The organism is Shewanella sp. (assembly GCF_041630135.1).
GTDB lineage: Bacteria > Pseudomonadota > Gammaproteobacteria > Enterobacterales > Shewanellaceae > Shewanella.
The window spans coordinates 1-13503 of sequence record NZ_JBFKLW010000085.1 but is presented as its reverse complement, the minus strand read 5'-3'; the positions used below and the strand labels follow the sequence as shown (position 1 = coordinate 13503).

Genomic DNA, 13503 nt, shown 5'->3' with positions numbered 1-13503 from the left:
CTTATCCAGGATCCCCGTGATAAAGGCGATGGTGCCGCCGGATACACCGGGCACCACGTCGGCTGCGCCCATGGCGAGCCCTTTAAAGTAGGTCAGTAAGTTGTTCACCCAATTCCCCAAAAAATACCGGCACCTGGCCGACACTGTCCTTATTGTTGCCGCCGATTATATGTCGGCTTGGCAACGGCTGAAAATGAACTTTGTGTTAGACAGGCACGAAAGCCACCGGACTTCCCCTACAGGGCAGACATAAAGCCGGGCCCTCTTGCAGATGGTTAATGGCATGTTACACTGCTTTGAAATAAACAGGCCAGACCAGTTGAGACCATCAAGGGTCGAGGCACAATAACGAAGCGCAGGAAAAAGCAGATGACAGGCAAACCCAATAAGGTGATGGCACTCTACCAAAAACTGATCCCCTATCCCTTTGGCAGAATTATCTTTTCAAAAATGGTGGCCCGCATGGCGCCCTACTTTGGCACCATCAGGCCCCTTATCACCGAACTCAGGCCCAACTACTGCGAATGCTTTATCAAAAAACGCAATGCGGTACACAATCACATTCAGACTGTGCACGTAATCGCCATCTGCAATGGCCTGGAAATGGCCATGGGCGTGATGGCCGAAGCCTCCATTCCGCCGCACCTGCGCTGGATCCCCAAGGGCATGACGGTGGATTACACTGCCAAGGCAGGCAGTGATATTCGCTGCGTGGCCGAAGTAAAGCCGCAGGACTGGCAGGAAGGTGATTTGCTGGTGCCTGTAACGGCTTACGACATCAACGATGTGGTGGTGGTAAAAGGCCATATCAAGCTGTGGATTTCGAAAAAGCCGCCGAAGGCATAAACCTCTAAAAAATCATAAAGATACTGATTTTTCAGTATCTTTCATATCTACCTTGGCTAAACCAGCGCCTGACCTTCACTTTGCAGGCAGGCGCGTTTTTCATCTTCGCTGAGTGGCCGCCACTGCCCGGGGGCTAACTGCGGGTCCAGCACCAGGGCACCAATACGGCTTCGGTGCAAGGCAAGCACCGGGTTTTGGAAGCGGCCGAACATGCGCTTGATTTGATGGTACTTGCCTTCACGAAGCTCTACCCTCGCCTCACGCTCCCCCACAATGGCAAGCCTGGCTGGCAGGGTGATAATACCTTCCGTTTCAAAGTAAAAGCCGCGCGCAAACGCGGTTATATAATCCTCGGTCAGTGGGTTTGCCAGGGTCACCCAATACTCTTTGGCCACATGGGCACCGGGCTGCATCATGGATTCTGACCAGCGACTGTCGTTGGTGAGCAGCACCAGCCCCGAGGTGTTCAAATCCAGCCTGCCGACTATGTGCAGTCCTGCTCTAATCGCCTCAGGGATAAGGTCAAGCACGGTTTTGTGTTCTTCGTCTTTGGTAGCCGATACCACGCCCACGGGTTTATGGAGCATCAGGTAGCGCGGCGTCTCGGCGCGAAGGGCTGTATCATCCAAATAAATCTGGCTGAAGGGGCCGATTTGCTGTGCGGCTTCGGTTGCCCGCACACCATCCACGGTCACCCTGCCGGCTTTCAGCAGTTCGCGCACCGCTTTTTTGGGGATATTAAGGATTTTGGCCAGAAACACATCGAGCCTGCCCCGGGGGGAAATCATACGTCCGCGCCCTGTTCAGTCGCCATGGTGGTGATGCGATAGGCACAGCGACGCGCCCCTTCGATGATGTGTTCACTGCGCTCTACGGTCACCTCCTCACCCAGCAGGCGACGAAACAGCTCAAGCTCAGAGCGGCAAAAGTTCTGACAACTGCTGGCAGCCGCGCAAATGGGGCAGTGATTTTCATACAGCCACCAGACATCGCCTTCACGCGCCACAGTCGCCATATAGCCTTCTTCGGTGCGAATGGCCGCCAGTTGCTCAAGGCGCCCGCCAAGGGTGCTGACCCCTGCCATGCGTTCAAGGTAGGCCTGCTCGGAGGCGGCTTCGCGGTGGCTTATCAGGGCATCCATTCCGGCATCGCCAAAAATCACCTTTACCGAATCAATCAGCCTTAAGGTCAGCTCGCTGTGTCTGTCGCCGAAGTAGCTCTGGGCGGCATCTGTGAGTTTCCAGTAGCGCGCAGGGCGGCCACGGCCCTCACTGATGTCCTCATAGGCGAGATTGCCCTCAGCCTCCATGGCCTGCAGATGCTGGCGCACCCCCATAGAGGTCAGCCCCAGCGACTCAGCCAGACCAGCGGCAGTCATAGGCCCTTGCTGTTTCAGCAAATCGAGGATTTTCTCACAGGTTTTCATGGTTTCATCCAATACACAAATACGGCTGTTCTGGGCTCTATTATGGATAACAAAAGTATTAAGTAAACTTTTTTGTTTATTTTTAGCTTTACACAATTAAGTAAAGCATTTACCTTACAAATTAATTTAGAAACAAAAAACTTTACTAATAAGGAAAGCCACCATGAAACTCAGCATCATCAACGGCAGTCAGCGCCGGGGTTCACAAAGCGGCAGGGTAGCCGAATTCATCAAGGCGCAAAGCCACAGCTTCAGCGACGTAGAGGTGATAGAGCTGGCTGAATACGCCCTGCCTTTCTGGGATGGCGACAGCCGAGAGAGCAAGGGCGAAGACTGGGCTATCATCGAGGCCAAACTCAGTGCCAGTGATGCCTATGCACTCATTACCCCCGAGTGGAGCGGTATGGCCACTCCCATGTTGAAACAGCTGCTGATGAATGCCAGTGTCCCCGTGACTGGCCACAAACCGGCACTGCTGGTATCAGTATCGTCCGGCGGCAACGGCGTATACCCGCTCTCAGAGCTGATGATTAGCGGCAATAAAAACAACAAGATGGTGTTTATTCCAGCCAATGTAATTGTGCGAAACGTTGAAGATATGCTGCACCCGGTTGAAGGTAGCGCCCTGAGCAGCCGCGACAGCGCCATCCGTGCCCGCCTCATCGAATCCGTCTCCCTTCTTGGTCGCTACGCCGAGCTGCTGTTACCCATGCGCAGCTACCAGGATCCCTACGGCTTCGGCATGTAACAGCAAGCCGGCAAATAATCATCAGCGGGCAGGAGACTTCCATGAGACTGAATCAAATCACCCTGAGTGTGACCGACATGGAGGCTGCGGTGGACTTCTATCTGGAGCTAGGCGCCATTCAAATCGTCGATACGCCCCACTATGCCCGCTTTATTTTGCCTGAAGGAGACAGCAGCTTTTCGCTGCATCTGTGCACCCAGAAGCCCGGCACCGGTCATTGCCTGTATTTTGAAACCGATCGCCTCGACGACTGGGTTACTGAGCTTAAAGCCCGCGGTATCGCCTTTGACAGCGAGCCGGAGGATCAGCGCTGGCTGTGGCGTGAGGCCAACCTCAAAGACCCCAGCGGCAACCAGATAAAGCTCTATCACGGCGGCAAAAACCGTTTAGATCCGCCATGGCGGGTGGAAAAACGTAAACACTGACTGAATATTGATAACGGGTAACACAGGGAGCGCATCATGGTACATCTGGAACACATCAATCTGGTGGTGCATGACATCGACAAGAGCCTAAGCTTCTATAAAGCCGCTTTTCCACATTGGCGGGTGCGCGGAGGCGGCGAAGGCAGCTGGTACGGCAAGCCGCGCCAATGGCTGCACTTTGGCGATGATTATCAATATATTGCTTTGAATAATGACGGTGAGGGCGAAGCGCGTGATCTGACCGGCCACCAGCCTGGGCTGGCGCATTTCGCCTTTGTGGTGGCGTCACTGGATGCGCTGATTGCGCGGCTGGGTACTGCAGGCTTTGCCGTTGCCAAAGACGGCGCACCTGACTCGGGTCGACGCAATGTTTACTTTACCGACCCGGACGGTATGGAAGTGGAGTTTGTGGAATACCTCAGCGATGAGCCTCAAGTTCGTAACCAGTACCCCCGCTAACCTCGGAATCCGAAGTGCTTGGTTCCCCTTCAAGGAACAGCCCCACGGTGGTATCGGCGTTGGCATTAACATCATGCAGGCTTTCGTGGGCAAACACATTGAAGCGAAAACGAGTCTCTTGTGTGAGAGGCTCAATGCGATAGAGCTTTCCCGGGTGAGTCATGGCTCTGTCGCTGGCACCCAGGCGAATTTCGATGGTGGGTTCACCGTCATGCTCCCGATAGCCAAACCACAGCAGCTCTCCTTCCATCACTTCGATTTGGCTGAAAAAACCTTTACGGGTTTTATGTTGACCAAGTAGCAAATCGGGCACGTCGTTACCGCCGAAGATCCGGGTAGAACCTACTAAAATATAATGTTTTGGTACCAATGCCATAACGCCCGTCTCCGGATTACCTGAATGAGGGATTTGCTGTTGCACCCATCAACTGCAAGTCACCGCTCAAAGCATACTTAACTTAATATTAAGCGTACAATGGGATTATTCCCTCTCGCAGCCAAACTCAAGATATCCCAATGCCAACAAGTTTACACCACCAACACAGATTTATCCTGAATCGTGCCCATTATGAAGAGTGCTTTGATGAGTCGGTAACTCCAGTGTCAGGGTGGAAGCCCTATATCAAAACCCTTGGCTTTGCCCTGATGACCTTTGCACTGCTGGCCAGTCCTCTGCCTGCCTATCTGGGCTGGTTTTTTATGGGGTTAACCCTGGTGGAATTTTTAAGTGTGCGCTACCAACGAACCTGGTGGCTGTGGCGACAACTGATGAGCCGCGCCGCCAATACTGAAATCACACTGACACTGACAGAAGCCACTTTGACCACTGAGTCATCAGGCCAGCCCCATGAGCTGCGCTGGGATGCGCTGGACCGCATCAGCCGCACGCCAAAAGGCTATCTGCTGCATCAGGGCAAAGGACGGCAGTACTTATCCCGCAGCGCACTGTCTGATGAAGCTGCCATCTTTCTTGAGCAGCGCTTCGGCCTGACCAACATCCCTTCAGCCGAAGTCGCGGCAACTGGCCATTAAAAAGGCGTCAACGTATTCACCACCGCGGAAGGCGTAGCCGATGGCCTCGCCTTCAATCACAAAGCCATGGCGCTTATACAGCTTGATGGCGGCGTGATTGTCGGTATACACCTCAAGCTCAATCCGCTTTACTGCCAACCAGTTATGAGCCAGCTCCAACATGGCAGCAAGCAGCGCTGAGCCCACACCAATTCCCTGGTATTCCTCGCTGACAGCCATGCCCATATTGGCTACATGTTTGCGTCTGGGATTAGTGAATACTTCCATACCCGCCTGCCCTACTACTTCACCGTCGATGTCAGCCACCAGGCTGTAGCAATTGTCAGGCAAATCCCCCAGCCGCTTTTGCCAGCGTTCGAGGGATGGAAAAGGATGTTGCAGCGTATTGGCAAAGCAGCTTGGCTGACTGTAAATAGTACAAATGGCATGAATGTCCTGAGTGCCACTGTGGCGCACGCTGATGCGGCCATCGCTGGACTGAAAAATAGGCGAGCCACGCTCATGCATATCAAACAATTCCCTTTAAAATAAATACATTACTATGCCAGTCTCAGCATATTCTTCGCAAGCCAGCGCCCCCGCCAACCAAGGAAAAAAAAACTCACCGACATTATGAAAAAGTTGCGATTCCAAATGAATCAACTTGCTGTCACAATACCGCCGCCTGCGGGGAATTGTAAGGCTGCCGAGCGGCACCTTGGACCCACAGGGCCGTTATTCCAAAGGAACCCAACATGCGCACCCCCTCAGCAATCCTCTCCCAAGCAGCACTGGCTATGGCGCTTGTGGTCAGCTTTGCCGTATCCGCCGAAGAAGAACCCACCCTGGACCTGCCACCAGCACCCAGTGAAGATGTAAAACAAATCAAAGAAGTCTGTCTGGATCTTATCCTCGAGCAGGAAGTGCCACGGGAAGAGCGTGACGAGTTTCTGCTGACCTGTGTCAACGACCAGCTTTTTGACATGGGCTATCTGGCGGTAAACGCTGCAGATTTAAAGTAAGTCGCCGACATCTCGCATAGAAAACGGCCCCGAAGGGCCGTTTTTGTTTTGTTGCCGACAAAGGTAATTCAGCGTCAGGACTTTGGCTTTATGCCAAATTCGCGCTGCGCCTCCATACCAAGCGCCACCATGGGGCAGCTCTGCTTTTGTCCGGCGCTGAAGTCCGCCTTGTTTTTCCAGCCAAACCATTGGCAACCAATCAGGCTCTGAGCCACAGCACCGCCCAGTGTGGTACCGGGACCAAGAATGGCCACCCTGTCCGGGGCAAATTCTTTCACTGCCACCTGCACTGCCTCAGTGAAGTCATAGGGCTCTGTGACCTGATGACCAAGGGTGTAATCCCAGAGTTTTTCGCTGTCGGTGCTGTATGGGGTCCAGATGGCGCCGCGACCATCCACCATGGGGATCTTGGGCGCCTTGAACAGGCTCTTGGGCAGCAGGGATTTACCTTTGGCCGATACCTCTGCCAGCAGTGGCGAGTGAAAGGCTCCATGGTTGTAGAGCCGCATAGGATAACGTTCGTCGATTTTTGGCAGCCGTTCCTCGGCAAGTTTGAGGCCGGCCTCATTACCCGCCAACACCCTGAAGCCACCAAGGTATATAGAGGTATACAGGGCGCAGCCCTCGGTGGCCCCGGCTTCTGCCAGCAAATCATCAAGCCTTTGACGCGCAGACACGTCAGGCAGCCACTGTTCATCCATCTCAGGGTAAATGATCTGACCACCAATCAGGCCATCCTGCATCATGGAGCCCATGGTGTTAATCACCCCAATCGCGGCGTCTTCACCAAGAGCACCTGCGCAGGCCAGGGCAATATACCAACCCATGGAATTCCCCGTAACCGCCACTATCTCATAACGGTCTCGGTCGATATCCATAAAGTCGGCCATGGCACAGGCGTAGATCAGCGCCGAGGCGTTTTCTCCCGGTGTGTGCAGCTTGAAGGAATACTTATCCATGGCATCAAGCTCAGCAATGGACTTTTGCCCTTCGTGACGGCGAAACGCATCGATACCGGCAATAAAATCCTGCTTATCGCCGTGCAGGCGTTTCAGGTATCCCAGCTCTTCTTTGTTGTAACAGCCACGGCCGGGGGCGATAACCAGCAGCCGTTGTTTGGGTTGTGCGGTCATGCTGAAGCCTCCAGATCCACAACGTTGCCGGCGTCACCCACCAGCGCTTTTGCTGCTGCCACTATGCTGTCTTTTCCGGGCAACGGCAGCGTTGCCGCATCAGCAAGGGGGATAAAGCAGTCTTCGGCATTGAGTCTTGCCACTTTGGGGCAATCTTCTCCCAGACGTTCATGCAGCGCCGTGACTATGGCTTCGGATACAGAGCCCGAGCGACGGCACTCATCGACCACCAGAATATGGCGACACCCAGCGGCAATTTCACTGATGGCAGCCTCATTGAGGGGAGCCAGATAGCGCAGATCAATCACTGTGCAGCGGATCCCTGCCTCAGCCAGCTGTTTCTCGGCCTGACGGCTTAAGTAATAGCCGTTTCCGTAGCTGATGATGCACAAGTCCTTACCATCCCCGAAGCGACCGACCTCACCAAAAGGCAAAGGCGTGGCATGGCGTTCTGGCACATAGTCAGCGGCCCACAGGCTATCGCCCGCCTCATGCAGATCCCGGGTCATGTACAGGGCAATGGGTTCAAGGAATATCACCAGTCGCTGCTCTTCACGGGCAAGGCGCACGCATTCGCGCAGCATACCCACGGCATCGGCACCGTTGGACGGGCAGGCCAGGATAAGCCCCGGAATATCCCGAAACACGGTAAAAGAGTTATCGTTATGGAAATGACCGCCAAAACCTTTTTGGTAAGCCAGGCCGGCAATACGGATAACCATGGGGTTGGTGTACTGGCCATTGGAGAAAAACGGCAGAGTGGCAGCTTCACCGCGAATTTGGTCTTCGGCATTGTGCACATAGGCCAGAAACTGTATTTCCGGGATTGGCAGCAGCCCGTTATGCGCCATGCCGGTGGCCAGGCCCAAAATCGAGGTCTCATCCAGCAGGGTATTAATCACCCGACTTGGGCCGAATCGCTCAACCAGCCTGGATGTCACGTGGTACACCCCGCCCTTCTTGCCTACATCTTCGCCGCAAACCACAACATTGCTGTTGCTTGCCATCAGCTCGGTGAGCGCCAGGTTAATCAATTTGCCCATATGTACCGGTTTGCCGATAGACTGCTTATCGGCCGCAAAGAGACTTGCGAAGGCTTCTTCATCCAGTGTTTTTACCGCGCGCGGATTGGCGAGTTTAGGCGGCACCACGCTCGCCATGGCATCCCTGGCGGTAGTAAGCTTCGGCCGGGTGGCGGCCACCCGGGCAATGGCAGCGATACGCTGCTTTAGCTCATTGTACATAGCCAGAATTTGCCCGGTGTCCATCACTCCGGCTTCAATCAGCATAGCGGCGCTGCGCAGTAAGGGGTCCAGAGTCTCATTTTCGAGAATTTTACCCTTTGGCAGATACGCAATTTCGGCATCACTGCCTGCATGGCCCATCAGACGTACTGTGCGCACATGCAAAAATACCGGCTGTCGATGACTGCGACACCAGTGAGCCGCCTCTTTGGCCACCTTGTAGGTATCCAGCAAATCAAGACCGTCACAACAAAAGTATTTAAGCCCCGGGCGCTGACTGAAGTTGGCACCAATCCAACCTTTGGGTGTTGGTGTGGAAATGCCGATACCGTTGTCTTCACAGACAAACATCAGTGGCATGGGGATATTCTGAAATGCGGCCCAACAGGCGGCATTGATAGCCGTCTGGGCGCTGGCATGATTCGCCGAGGCATCGCCAAAGTTACACATCACTATGGCGTCATGGGGTAAACAACCCTCCACGCCCAGACGCTCGGTGAGCGGAATGCTCAAGGCCACACCCACCGCTTTGGGTAAGTGAGACGCGATGGTGGATGTCTGGGGAGGAATATTGAGTTTCTTGCTGCCAAGCACCTTGTGGCGGCCGCCTGAAATAGGGTCCTCACAGGAGGCCGCAAAAGACAGCATCATGTCCCACAGCACTGTCTCACCGGCTTCGTGGCGAGCGCGCTCCACCATAAAAGCTCCGCTGCGGTAATGCAGCAGTGCCATATCCGTGGTATTGAGCACCGCGGCTATGGCCGCATTACCCTCATGACCCGACGAGCCAATAGTATAAAAACCTTCGTTGCGCGCCCGCATACGGCGCGACTCAAGGTCAAGCAAGCGACTCTTCAGCTGGGATTCAAAAATCCCAGCAAATTCGGCATCGCTGAGTCCAAGGCGGCGATGATCCCAGCCTTGGGTATTATCAACAAAGGCGCTGACCGATCCTGTTTCCAGCGCCTCAATAAACTGCCGCTCAACGGCAATAGCCCTGTCTTCCATGGTTATCCCTCACTGGGTGAACGATACAAAACGGGGGCACCACCAGTGCCCCCGTTTTCCCATCAGCAAAATGCCTGCAGATCAGTCTGGGCACGACCCAGGATCAGGGCATGAATGTCGTGAGTACCTTCGTAGGTATTTACCGCTTCGAGGTTCATCACATGACGGATAACATGGAACTCGTCGCTGATACCGTTACCACCGTGCATATCACGGGCAATTCGGGCAATGTCCAGCGCCTTGCCACAGGAGTTACGCTTGATAAGCGAAATAGCTTCTACCGGCAGGGCATCGGCATCCATCAGACGGCCAGCCTGCAGACAGGCAAATAAGCCTGTGGTGATTTCGGTTTGCATATCAGCAAGCTTCTTTTGATACAGCTGATTGGCCGCCAGTGGACGGTTAAACTGAATACGATCCAGACCATACTGACGGGCAGCATGCCAGCAGTATTCGGCTGCGCCCAGTGCCCCCCATGCAATACCGTAACGCGCTTTGTTAAGACAACCGAATGGCCCCTTAAGACCCTCCACATTTGGCAGCAGGGCATCTTCACCCACTTCCACGTTATCCATCACAATCTCGCCGGTAATAGAGGCCCGCAGTGAAAACTTGCCTTCAATCTTGGGAGCAGACAGGCCTTTCATGCCCTTTTCGAGCACAAAGCCGCGGATAACCCCATCCAGCTTGGCCCACACCACAAATACATCGGCAATAGGTGAGTTGGTTATCCACATTTTGGCCCCGTTAATGCGGTAGCCGCCATCAATGCGCTCGGCGCGGGTCTTCATGCCGGCAGGATCCGAGCCAACATCCGGTTCAGTCAGACCAAAGCAGCCTACCCACTCGCCGGTAGCGAGTTTAGGCAGATACTTCTGACGCTGCGCTTCGGTGCCATAGGTGTAAATGGGGTGCATTACCAGAGATGACTGCACACTCATGGCCGAACGATAACCACTGTCGACCCGCTCAATTTCGCGGGCAACCAAACCGTAACTGACATAATTGGCATTGGCGCAACCATAGGCCTCAGGCAAAGTGGCACCAAGCAGCCCCAATTCACCCAGTTCATTCATGATTTCACGATCAAAATGCTCTTCACGGTTAGCCATTAACACCCGCGCCATCAATTTATCCTGAGCATACTCATGCACCATGTCGCGGATCATCCGCTCTTCTTCAGTCAGCAATGAGTTAAAGTTCAGCGGGTCTTGCCAGTCAAATTGTACGCGGGCCATAGGTCATCCTTTATTGAGTCTTGTTGTTTATTGCTAGCAGGCAGTAGTCACGGCGATTACATCAAGCCACACCCCCACTTGAGATTTGCATTAGCATATGCATAATCAATCATTAGGAAAAATATTCTTTTTCTCTTACTTCCATAGTTTTTTTCTATATCTTACGCGTAGGGAAAGATGAACCTTAAGGCACTGAATTATTTCGTTGTTGTTTTGGAAAAAGGCAGTATCAGCGCCGCAGCCAAACATTGTTACATCGCCCAACCGTCAATTTCAGCAGCCATTGCAGCGCTGGAATCCGAACTCGAAGTGCAACTGTTTGCCCGCCATGGAAAGGGCGTTTCCGCCACGGACGCCGGGATGCGCCTCTACCCGCTTGCCAAACGACTGCTGAATGAATCCAAGGCTATACAGTCGCTGTTTTCCAAGCCTGAAACCCAGGTGCCATTCCGGCTGGGACTGATAAGATCGCTCGGGGTACAGCGCATGAGTATGCTGCTTAAAGACTTTACCGCAGCCTGTCCGGACATGGACTTAACCCTGGTTGAACCCAGTGAGGAATGCGACGGACGCATCATCACCACCGCCGACCTAACCCCAAATGAAAGCTTTCAGGCGATGTGGCATGACACCTACTTGCTGGCCATTCCACCGGCTTTGAGCCTGGCACTGAAAAACAGCATCCGGCTCGAAGATTTACAGGGACAACCCTTTATTCACAGAGCGCCCTGTGAAGCGCTGACAAGTCTGCAACAATTACTGGATATGGAAGGGATAAAGATGCAGGTTCGCGCCCGCATTCAAACCATAGAATACGCGGTGGGTTTGGTAACAGCAGGATTGGGAATTGCATTGGTGCCAGCAATTCCGGCGCTTCTGGATCAAACAGATATCGTATTCAGACCGCTTGCGGATATTGAACTTAAGCGCACCGTCGGCCTGGCCTTACCTCAGGGGCGGGCGCAAACGCCACAGCAACACCAGCTTTCCCAGCTATGCAAACTGTGCAATTAACCTGACACTCACCACGAGGAAACACAGGTATCAAATTGCAACAGCCCGGTTTAAACCTGTGGTGCATCAGACATTAAGTGATACCCTGTTGCTATAAATGTTAATGGGGTATCCGTGTTTAATATTAAGATGAAATCATTGCTGCGCGTGTTTTTGCTTTATGTCTTTAGTCTGTCACCTCTGGTACAGGCGACGACAGTGGCGTGTGACGATACGACAGATTGCATCGAACAAGGCAGCTGGGATCTGGGTATTGCCTTTGGTTATGGCCAAAAAACCAATCCGCTGAAAGATTACGACGATATTCCCATCTATATACTGCCCACCGTCGCCTATTATGGCGATAAATGGTTCTTCGATAACGGTGCTATTGGCTATACCCTGACAGAACAAGAGCGGTTTACCCTGAATCTGATCACCGGATTTTCCAGTGACAGAGCCTTTTTCTACCGCTGGGATCCATCGAATATTTTTCTCGCCGGCAGCGCCCGCAGTTTCGAAAATGCGCCGCTTGCCGGAGCACCGGTGTCCTTTGCAAATGAAGACATTGGTGAGCTGGAATCGAGGGAGTTTACTTACCTGGGTGGTCTGGAAGCCTATCTCTACAATCGCTTCGGCACCTGGCGCCTGGCATTAATGCAGGATCTTTTTAACGTACACAACGGCATGGAGGGGCAGGTTAAATGGAACTACCACTTGGCTCACAAAGCATTAAGCATTGATTTTGCTTTATTCTTTGATTGGAAAAGCCAAGAGGTTGTGGATTATTACTATGGTGTACGGCCATCGGAAAGTGCATACTGGCACCACATGTATCATGCTGAAGATGGTTGGAACAAAGGGGCTGAAATCACCGCCCGCTACCACCTTACGCCACAATGGGAACTCCTGATGACAGCCCGCTACACCCGACTTGCTGATACCATCACTGAAAGTCCGCTGCTGGATGAAAAAGACAGCTATGCCTACCTGATAGGTGCTGCCTACAGGTTCTAGCACGATTGAGAATCCTTGGCCGCTTCCTGTTTTTATTGCCACTGCTAAGCCATGCAAGCTTTGCAGCGGATAACGACGCCAAAGGAAAACGCGGAACTTTGGATCTGACACCCAGTTTATGCCTGTTCAGCCCCGAATCGGGCACCTGTGAAATTCAGGTGACCCTGAGCTGGTATTCAGAACAACCCGTGTGTATTGAAGTGGATCTACCGACATTGCAACGCTGGTGCATGGAGGATCCCGCTCAGGATAGCCTGACCCTGGACATCAGCACCGACAAGGACGTGCGCTTTGTAATGAGAGACCAACAAAGTAACCATCCGCTTGCCGATGCGGTACTCAGAGTAAAGCCCCTGAGCGAGCCGCAAACCCGTCGGCGTTTTCGTAACCCATGGAGTATTTTTTGATGACGACACAAGCACCGCACCGTGTATTACTGGTTGAAGATGATGTGCGCCTCGCCAATCTTATCGTGGATTACCTCAAGGCCAACGGTATGCATGTCGAGCTGGAACGCCGGGGTGATACCGTACTGACGCGCCTGCTTAACTACAAACCCGACATCATTTTGCTGGACATTATGCTGCCCGGTATGGACGGCCTGACCCTGATTGAAAAGCTGCCTGACTATTTTGCTGGCCCCATCCTGCTGATGAGCGCCCTGGGCTCCAATGAAGACCAAATCAAGGGGCTGGAACTGGGTGCCGACGATTACGTGGTAAAACCGGTTGACCCGGCGCTGCTGGTTGCGCGTATCAATAATCTGCTTCGCCGCCACAGCGCGCCGCCCAAACAGGAAACCCACTGCCTCACCTTCGGTAAGCTGAGTATCGACCCACATACCCAGACCATTCGACTCGGCGAAAAAGAAGTGGATTTGACCAGCCACGAGTTTGAACTCCTGTGGCTGCTTGCTTCTCAGGCCGGTCAGGT

Annotated in this window: 18 protein-coding genes; 10 read left to right on the top strand and 8 right to left on the bottom strand. The window is 53.4% G+C overall.

Translation table 11 applies throughout. The features are described from left to right. A partial coding sequence (locus ABYK60_RS17130) for an undecaprenyl phosphate translocase family protein (protein WP_372873219.1) occupies window positions 1–108 on the bottom strand: 108 nt, incomplete at its 3' end. 261 nt (window positions 109–369) lie between these two features. On the opposite strand from ABYK60_RS17130, the gene ABYK60_RS17125 reads away from it, so the two are divergent. Then, entirely contained in the window at window positions 370–846 is a 477-nt protein-coding gene (locus tag ABYK60_RS17125; protein WP_372873217.1) for a hotdog fold domain-containing protein, read from the top strand. 56 nt (window positions 847–902) lie between these two features. Here the strand turns inward: ABYK60_RS17125 and ABYK60_RS17120 are convergent, their stop codons facing one another. Beyond that, window positions 903–1634, bottom strand: coding sequence for a 16S rRNA pseudouridine(516) synthase (locus ABYK60_RS17120; RefSeq protein ID WP_372873216.1), 732 nt, complete (start codon window positions 1632–1634; stop codon window positions 903–905). Then, window positions 1631–2272, bottom strand: coding sequence for a helix-turn-helix transcriptional regulator (locus tag ABYK60_RS17115; RefSeq protein WP_372873215.1), 642 nt, complete (start codon window positions 2270–2272; stop codon window positions 1631–1633). Before ABYK60_RS17115 ends, ABYK60_RS17120 begins: the two co-directional genes overlap by 4 nt. Window positions 2273–2435: 163 nt before the next feature. Here ABYK60_RS17115 and ABYK60_RS17110 point away from each other — a divergent pair, with 163 nt between their 5' ends. From ABYK60_RS17110 to ABYK60_RS17100, 3 genes are read left to right on the top strand one after another with little or no spacing between them, the layout of a single operon-like run. After that, window positions 2436–3020 carry an NADPH-dependent FMN reductase gene (locus ABYK60_RS17110; RefSeq protein ID WP_372873214.1) on the top strand — a complete coding sequence of 195 codons (585 nt, stop codon included), beginning with the start codon at window positions 2436–2438 and terminating at the stop codon, window positions 3018–3020. 41 nt (window positions 3021–3061) lie between these two features. Next, window positions 3062–3445 (top strand): VOC family protein, encoded by a 384-nt coding sequence (locus ABYK60_RS17105; protein WP_372873213.1) that lies wholly within the window; start codon window positions 3062–3064, stop codon window positions 3443–3445. A gap of 36 nt (window positions 3446–3481) precedes the next feature. Further along, window positions 3482–3904: a VOC family protein gene (locus ABYK60_RS17100; RefSeq protein WP_372873212.1), complete on the top strand. Its 423-nt coding sequence runs from the start codon at window positions 3482–3484 to the stop codon at window positions 3902–3904. On the opposite strand, the gene ABYK60_RS17095 is transcribed toward ABYK60_RS17100, so the two are convergent. Then, on the bottom strand, window positions 3864–4280 hold the full coding sequence (locus ABYK60_RS17095) for a DUF1971 domain-containing protein (protein ID WP_372873211.1): 417 nt from the start codon (window positions 4278–4280) through the stop codon (window positions 3864–3866). The two genes, ABYK60_RS17100 and ABYK60_RS17095, sit on opposite strands and share 41 nt — an antisense overlap. A 140-nt stretch (window positions 4281–4420) precedes the next feature. Between ABYK60_RS17095 and ABYK60_RS17090 the strand changes: the two genes are divergently transcribed. Then, complete coding sequence (locus ABYK60_RS17090) at window positions 4421–4936, top strand: YcxB family protein (protein WP_372873210.1); 516 nt, start codon at window positions 4421–4423, stop codon at window positions 4934–4936. Here ABYK60_RS17090 and ABYK60_RS17085 read toward each other — a convergent pair. Further along, entirely contained in the window at window positions 4907–5443 is a 537-nt protein-coding gene (locus ABYK60_RS17085; RefSeq protein ID WP_372873209.1) for a GNAT family N-acetyltransferase, read from the bottom strand. The genes ABYK60_RS17090 and ABYK60_RS17085 overlap by 30 nt on opposite strands. Window positions 5444–5670: 227 nt before the next feature. Between ABYK60_RS17085 and ABYK60_RS17080 the strand changes: the two genes are divergently transcribed. Beyond that, on the top strand, window positions 5671–5937 hold the full coding sequence (locus tag ABYK60_RS17080; protein ID WP_372873208.1) for a hypothetical protein: 267 nt from the start codon (window positions 5671–5673) through the stop codon (window positions 5935–5937). A 74-nt stretch (window positions 5938–6011) separates the two neighbouring features. On the opposite strand, the gene ABYK60_RS17075 is transcribed toward ABYK60_RS17080, so the two are convergent. From ABYK60_RS17075 to ABYK60_RS17065, 3 genes are all read right to left on the bottom strand, one after another. Beyond that, window positions 6012–7070, bottom strand: a complete 1059-nt coding sequence (locus ABYK60_RS17075) for an ACP S-malonyltransferase (protein WP_372873207.1) — start codon at window positions 7068–7070, stop codon at window positions 6012–6014. Continuing rightward, window positions 7067–9322, bottom strand: coding sequence for a thiamine pyrophosphate-dependent enzyme (locus ABYK60_RS17070; protein WP_372873206.1), 2256 nt, complete (start codon window positions 9320–9322; stop codon window positions 7067–7069). Before ABYK60_RS17070 ends, ABYK60_RS17075 begins: the two co-directional genes overlap by 4 nt. A 62-nt stretch (window positions 9323–9384) precedes the next feature. Then, window positions 9385–10560, bottom strand: a complete 1176-nt coding sequence (locus tag ABYK60_RS17065) for an acyl-CoA dehydrogenase (RefSeq protein WP_372873205.1) — start codon at window positions 10558–10560, stop codon at window positions 9385–9387. A gap of 177 nt (window positions 10561–10737) precedes the next feature. Between ABYK60_RS17065 and ABYK60_RS17060 the strand changes: the two genes are divergently transcribed. The 4 genes from ABYK60_RS17060 to ABYK60_RS17045 form a co-directional block, all read left to right on the top strand. Further along, window positions 10738–11574 carry a LysR family transcriptional regulator gene (locus ABYK60_RS17060; RefSeq protein ID WP_372873204.1) on the top strand — a complete coding sequence of 279 codons (837 nt, stop codon included), beginning with the start codon at window positions 10738–10740 and terminating at the stop codon, window positions 11572–11574. A 129-nt stretch (window positions 11575–11703) separates the two neighbouring features. Beyond that, on the top strand, window positions 11704–12570 hold the full coding sequence (locus ABYK60_RS17055) for a MipA/OmpV family protein (protein ID WP_372873218.1): 867 nt from the start codon (window positions 11704–11706) through the stop codon (window positions 12568–12570). Between the two features lie 5 nt (window positions 12571–12575). After that, on the top strand, window positions 12576–12977 hold the full coding sequence (locus ABYK60_RS17050; protein ID WP_372873203.1) for a DUF3019 domain-containing protein: 402 nt from the start codon (window positions 12576–12578) through the stop codon (window positions 12975–12977). Continuing rightward, a partial coding sequence (locus ABYK60_RS17045; protein WP_372873202.1) for a response regulator occupies window positions 12977–13503 on the top strand: 527 nt, incomplete at its 3' end. The genes ABYK60_RS17050 and ABYK60_RS17045, both read left to right, overlap by 1 nt.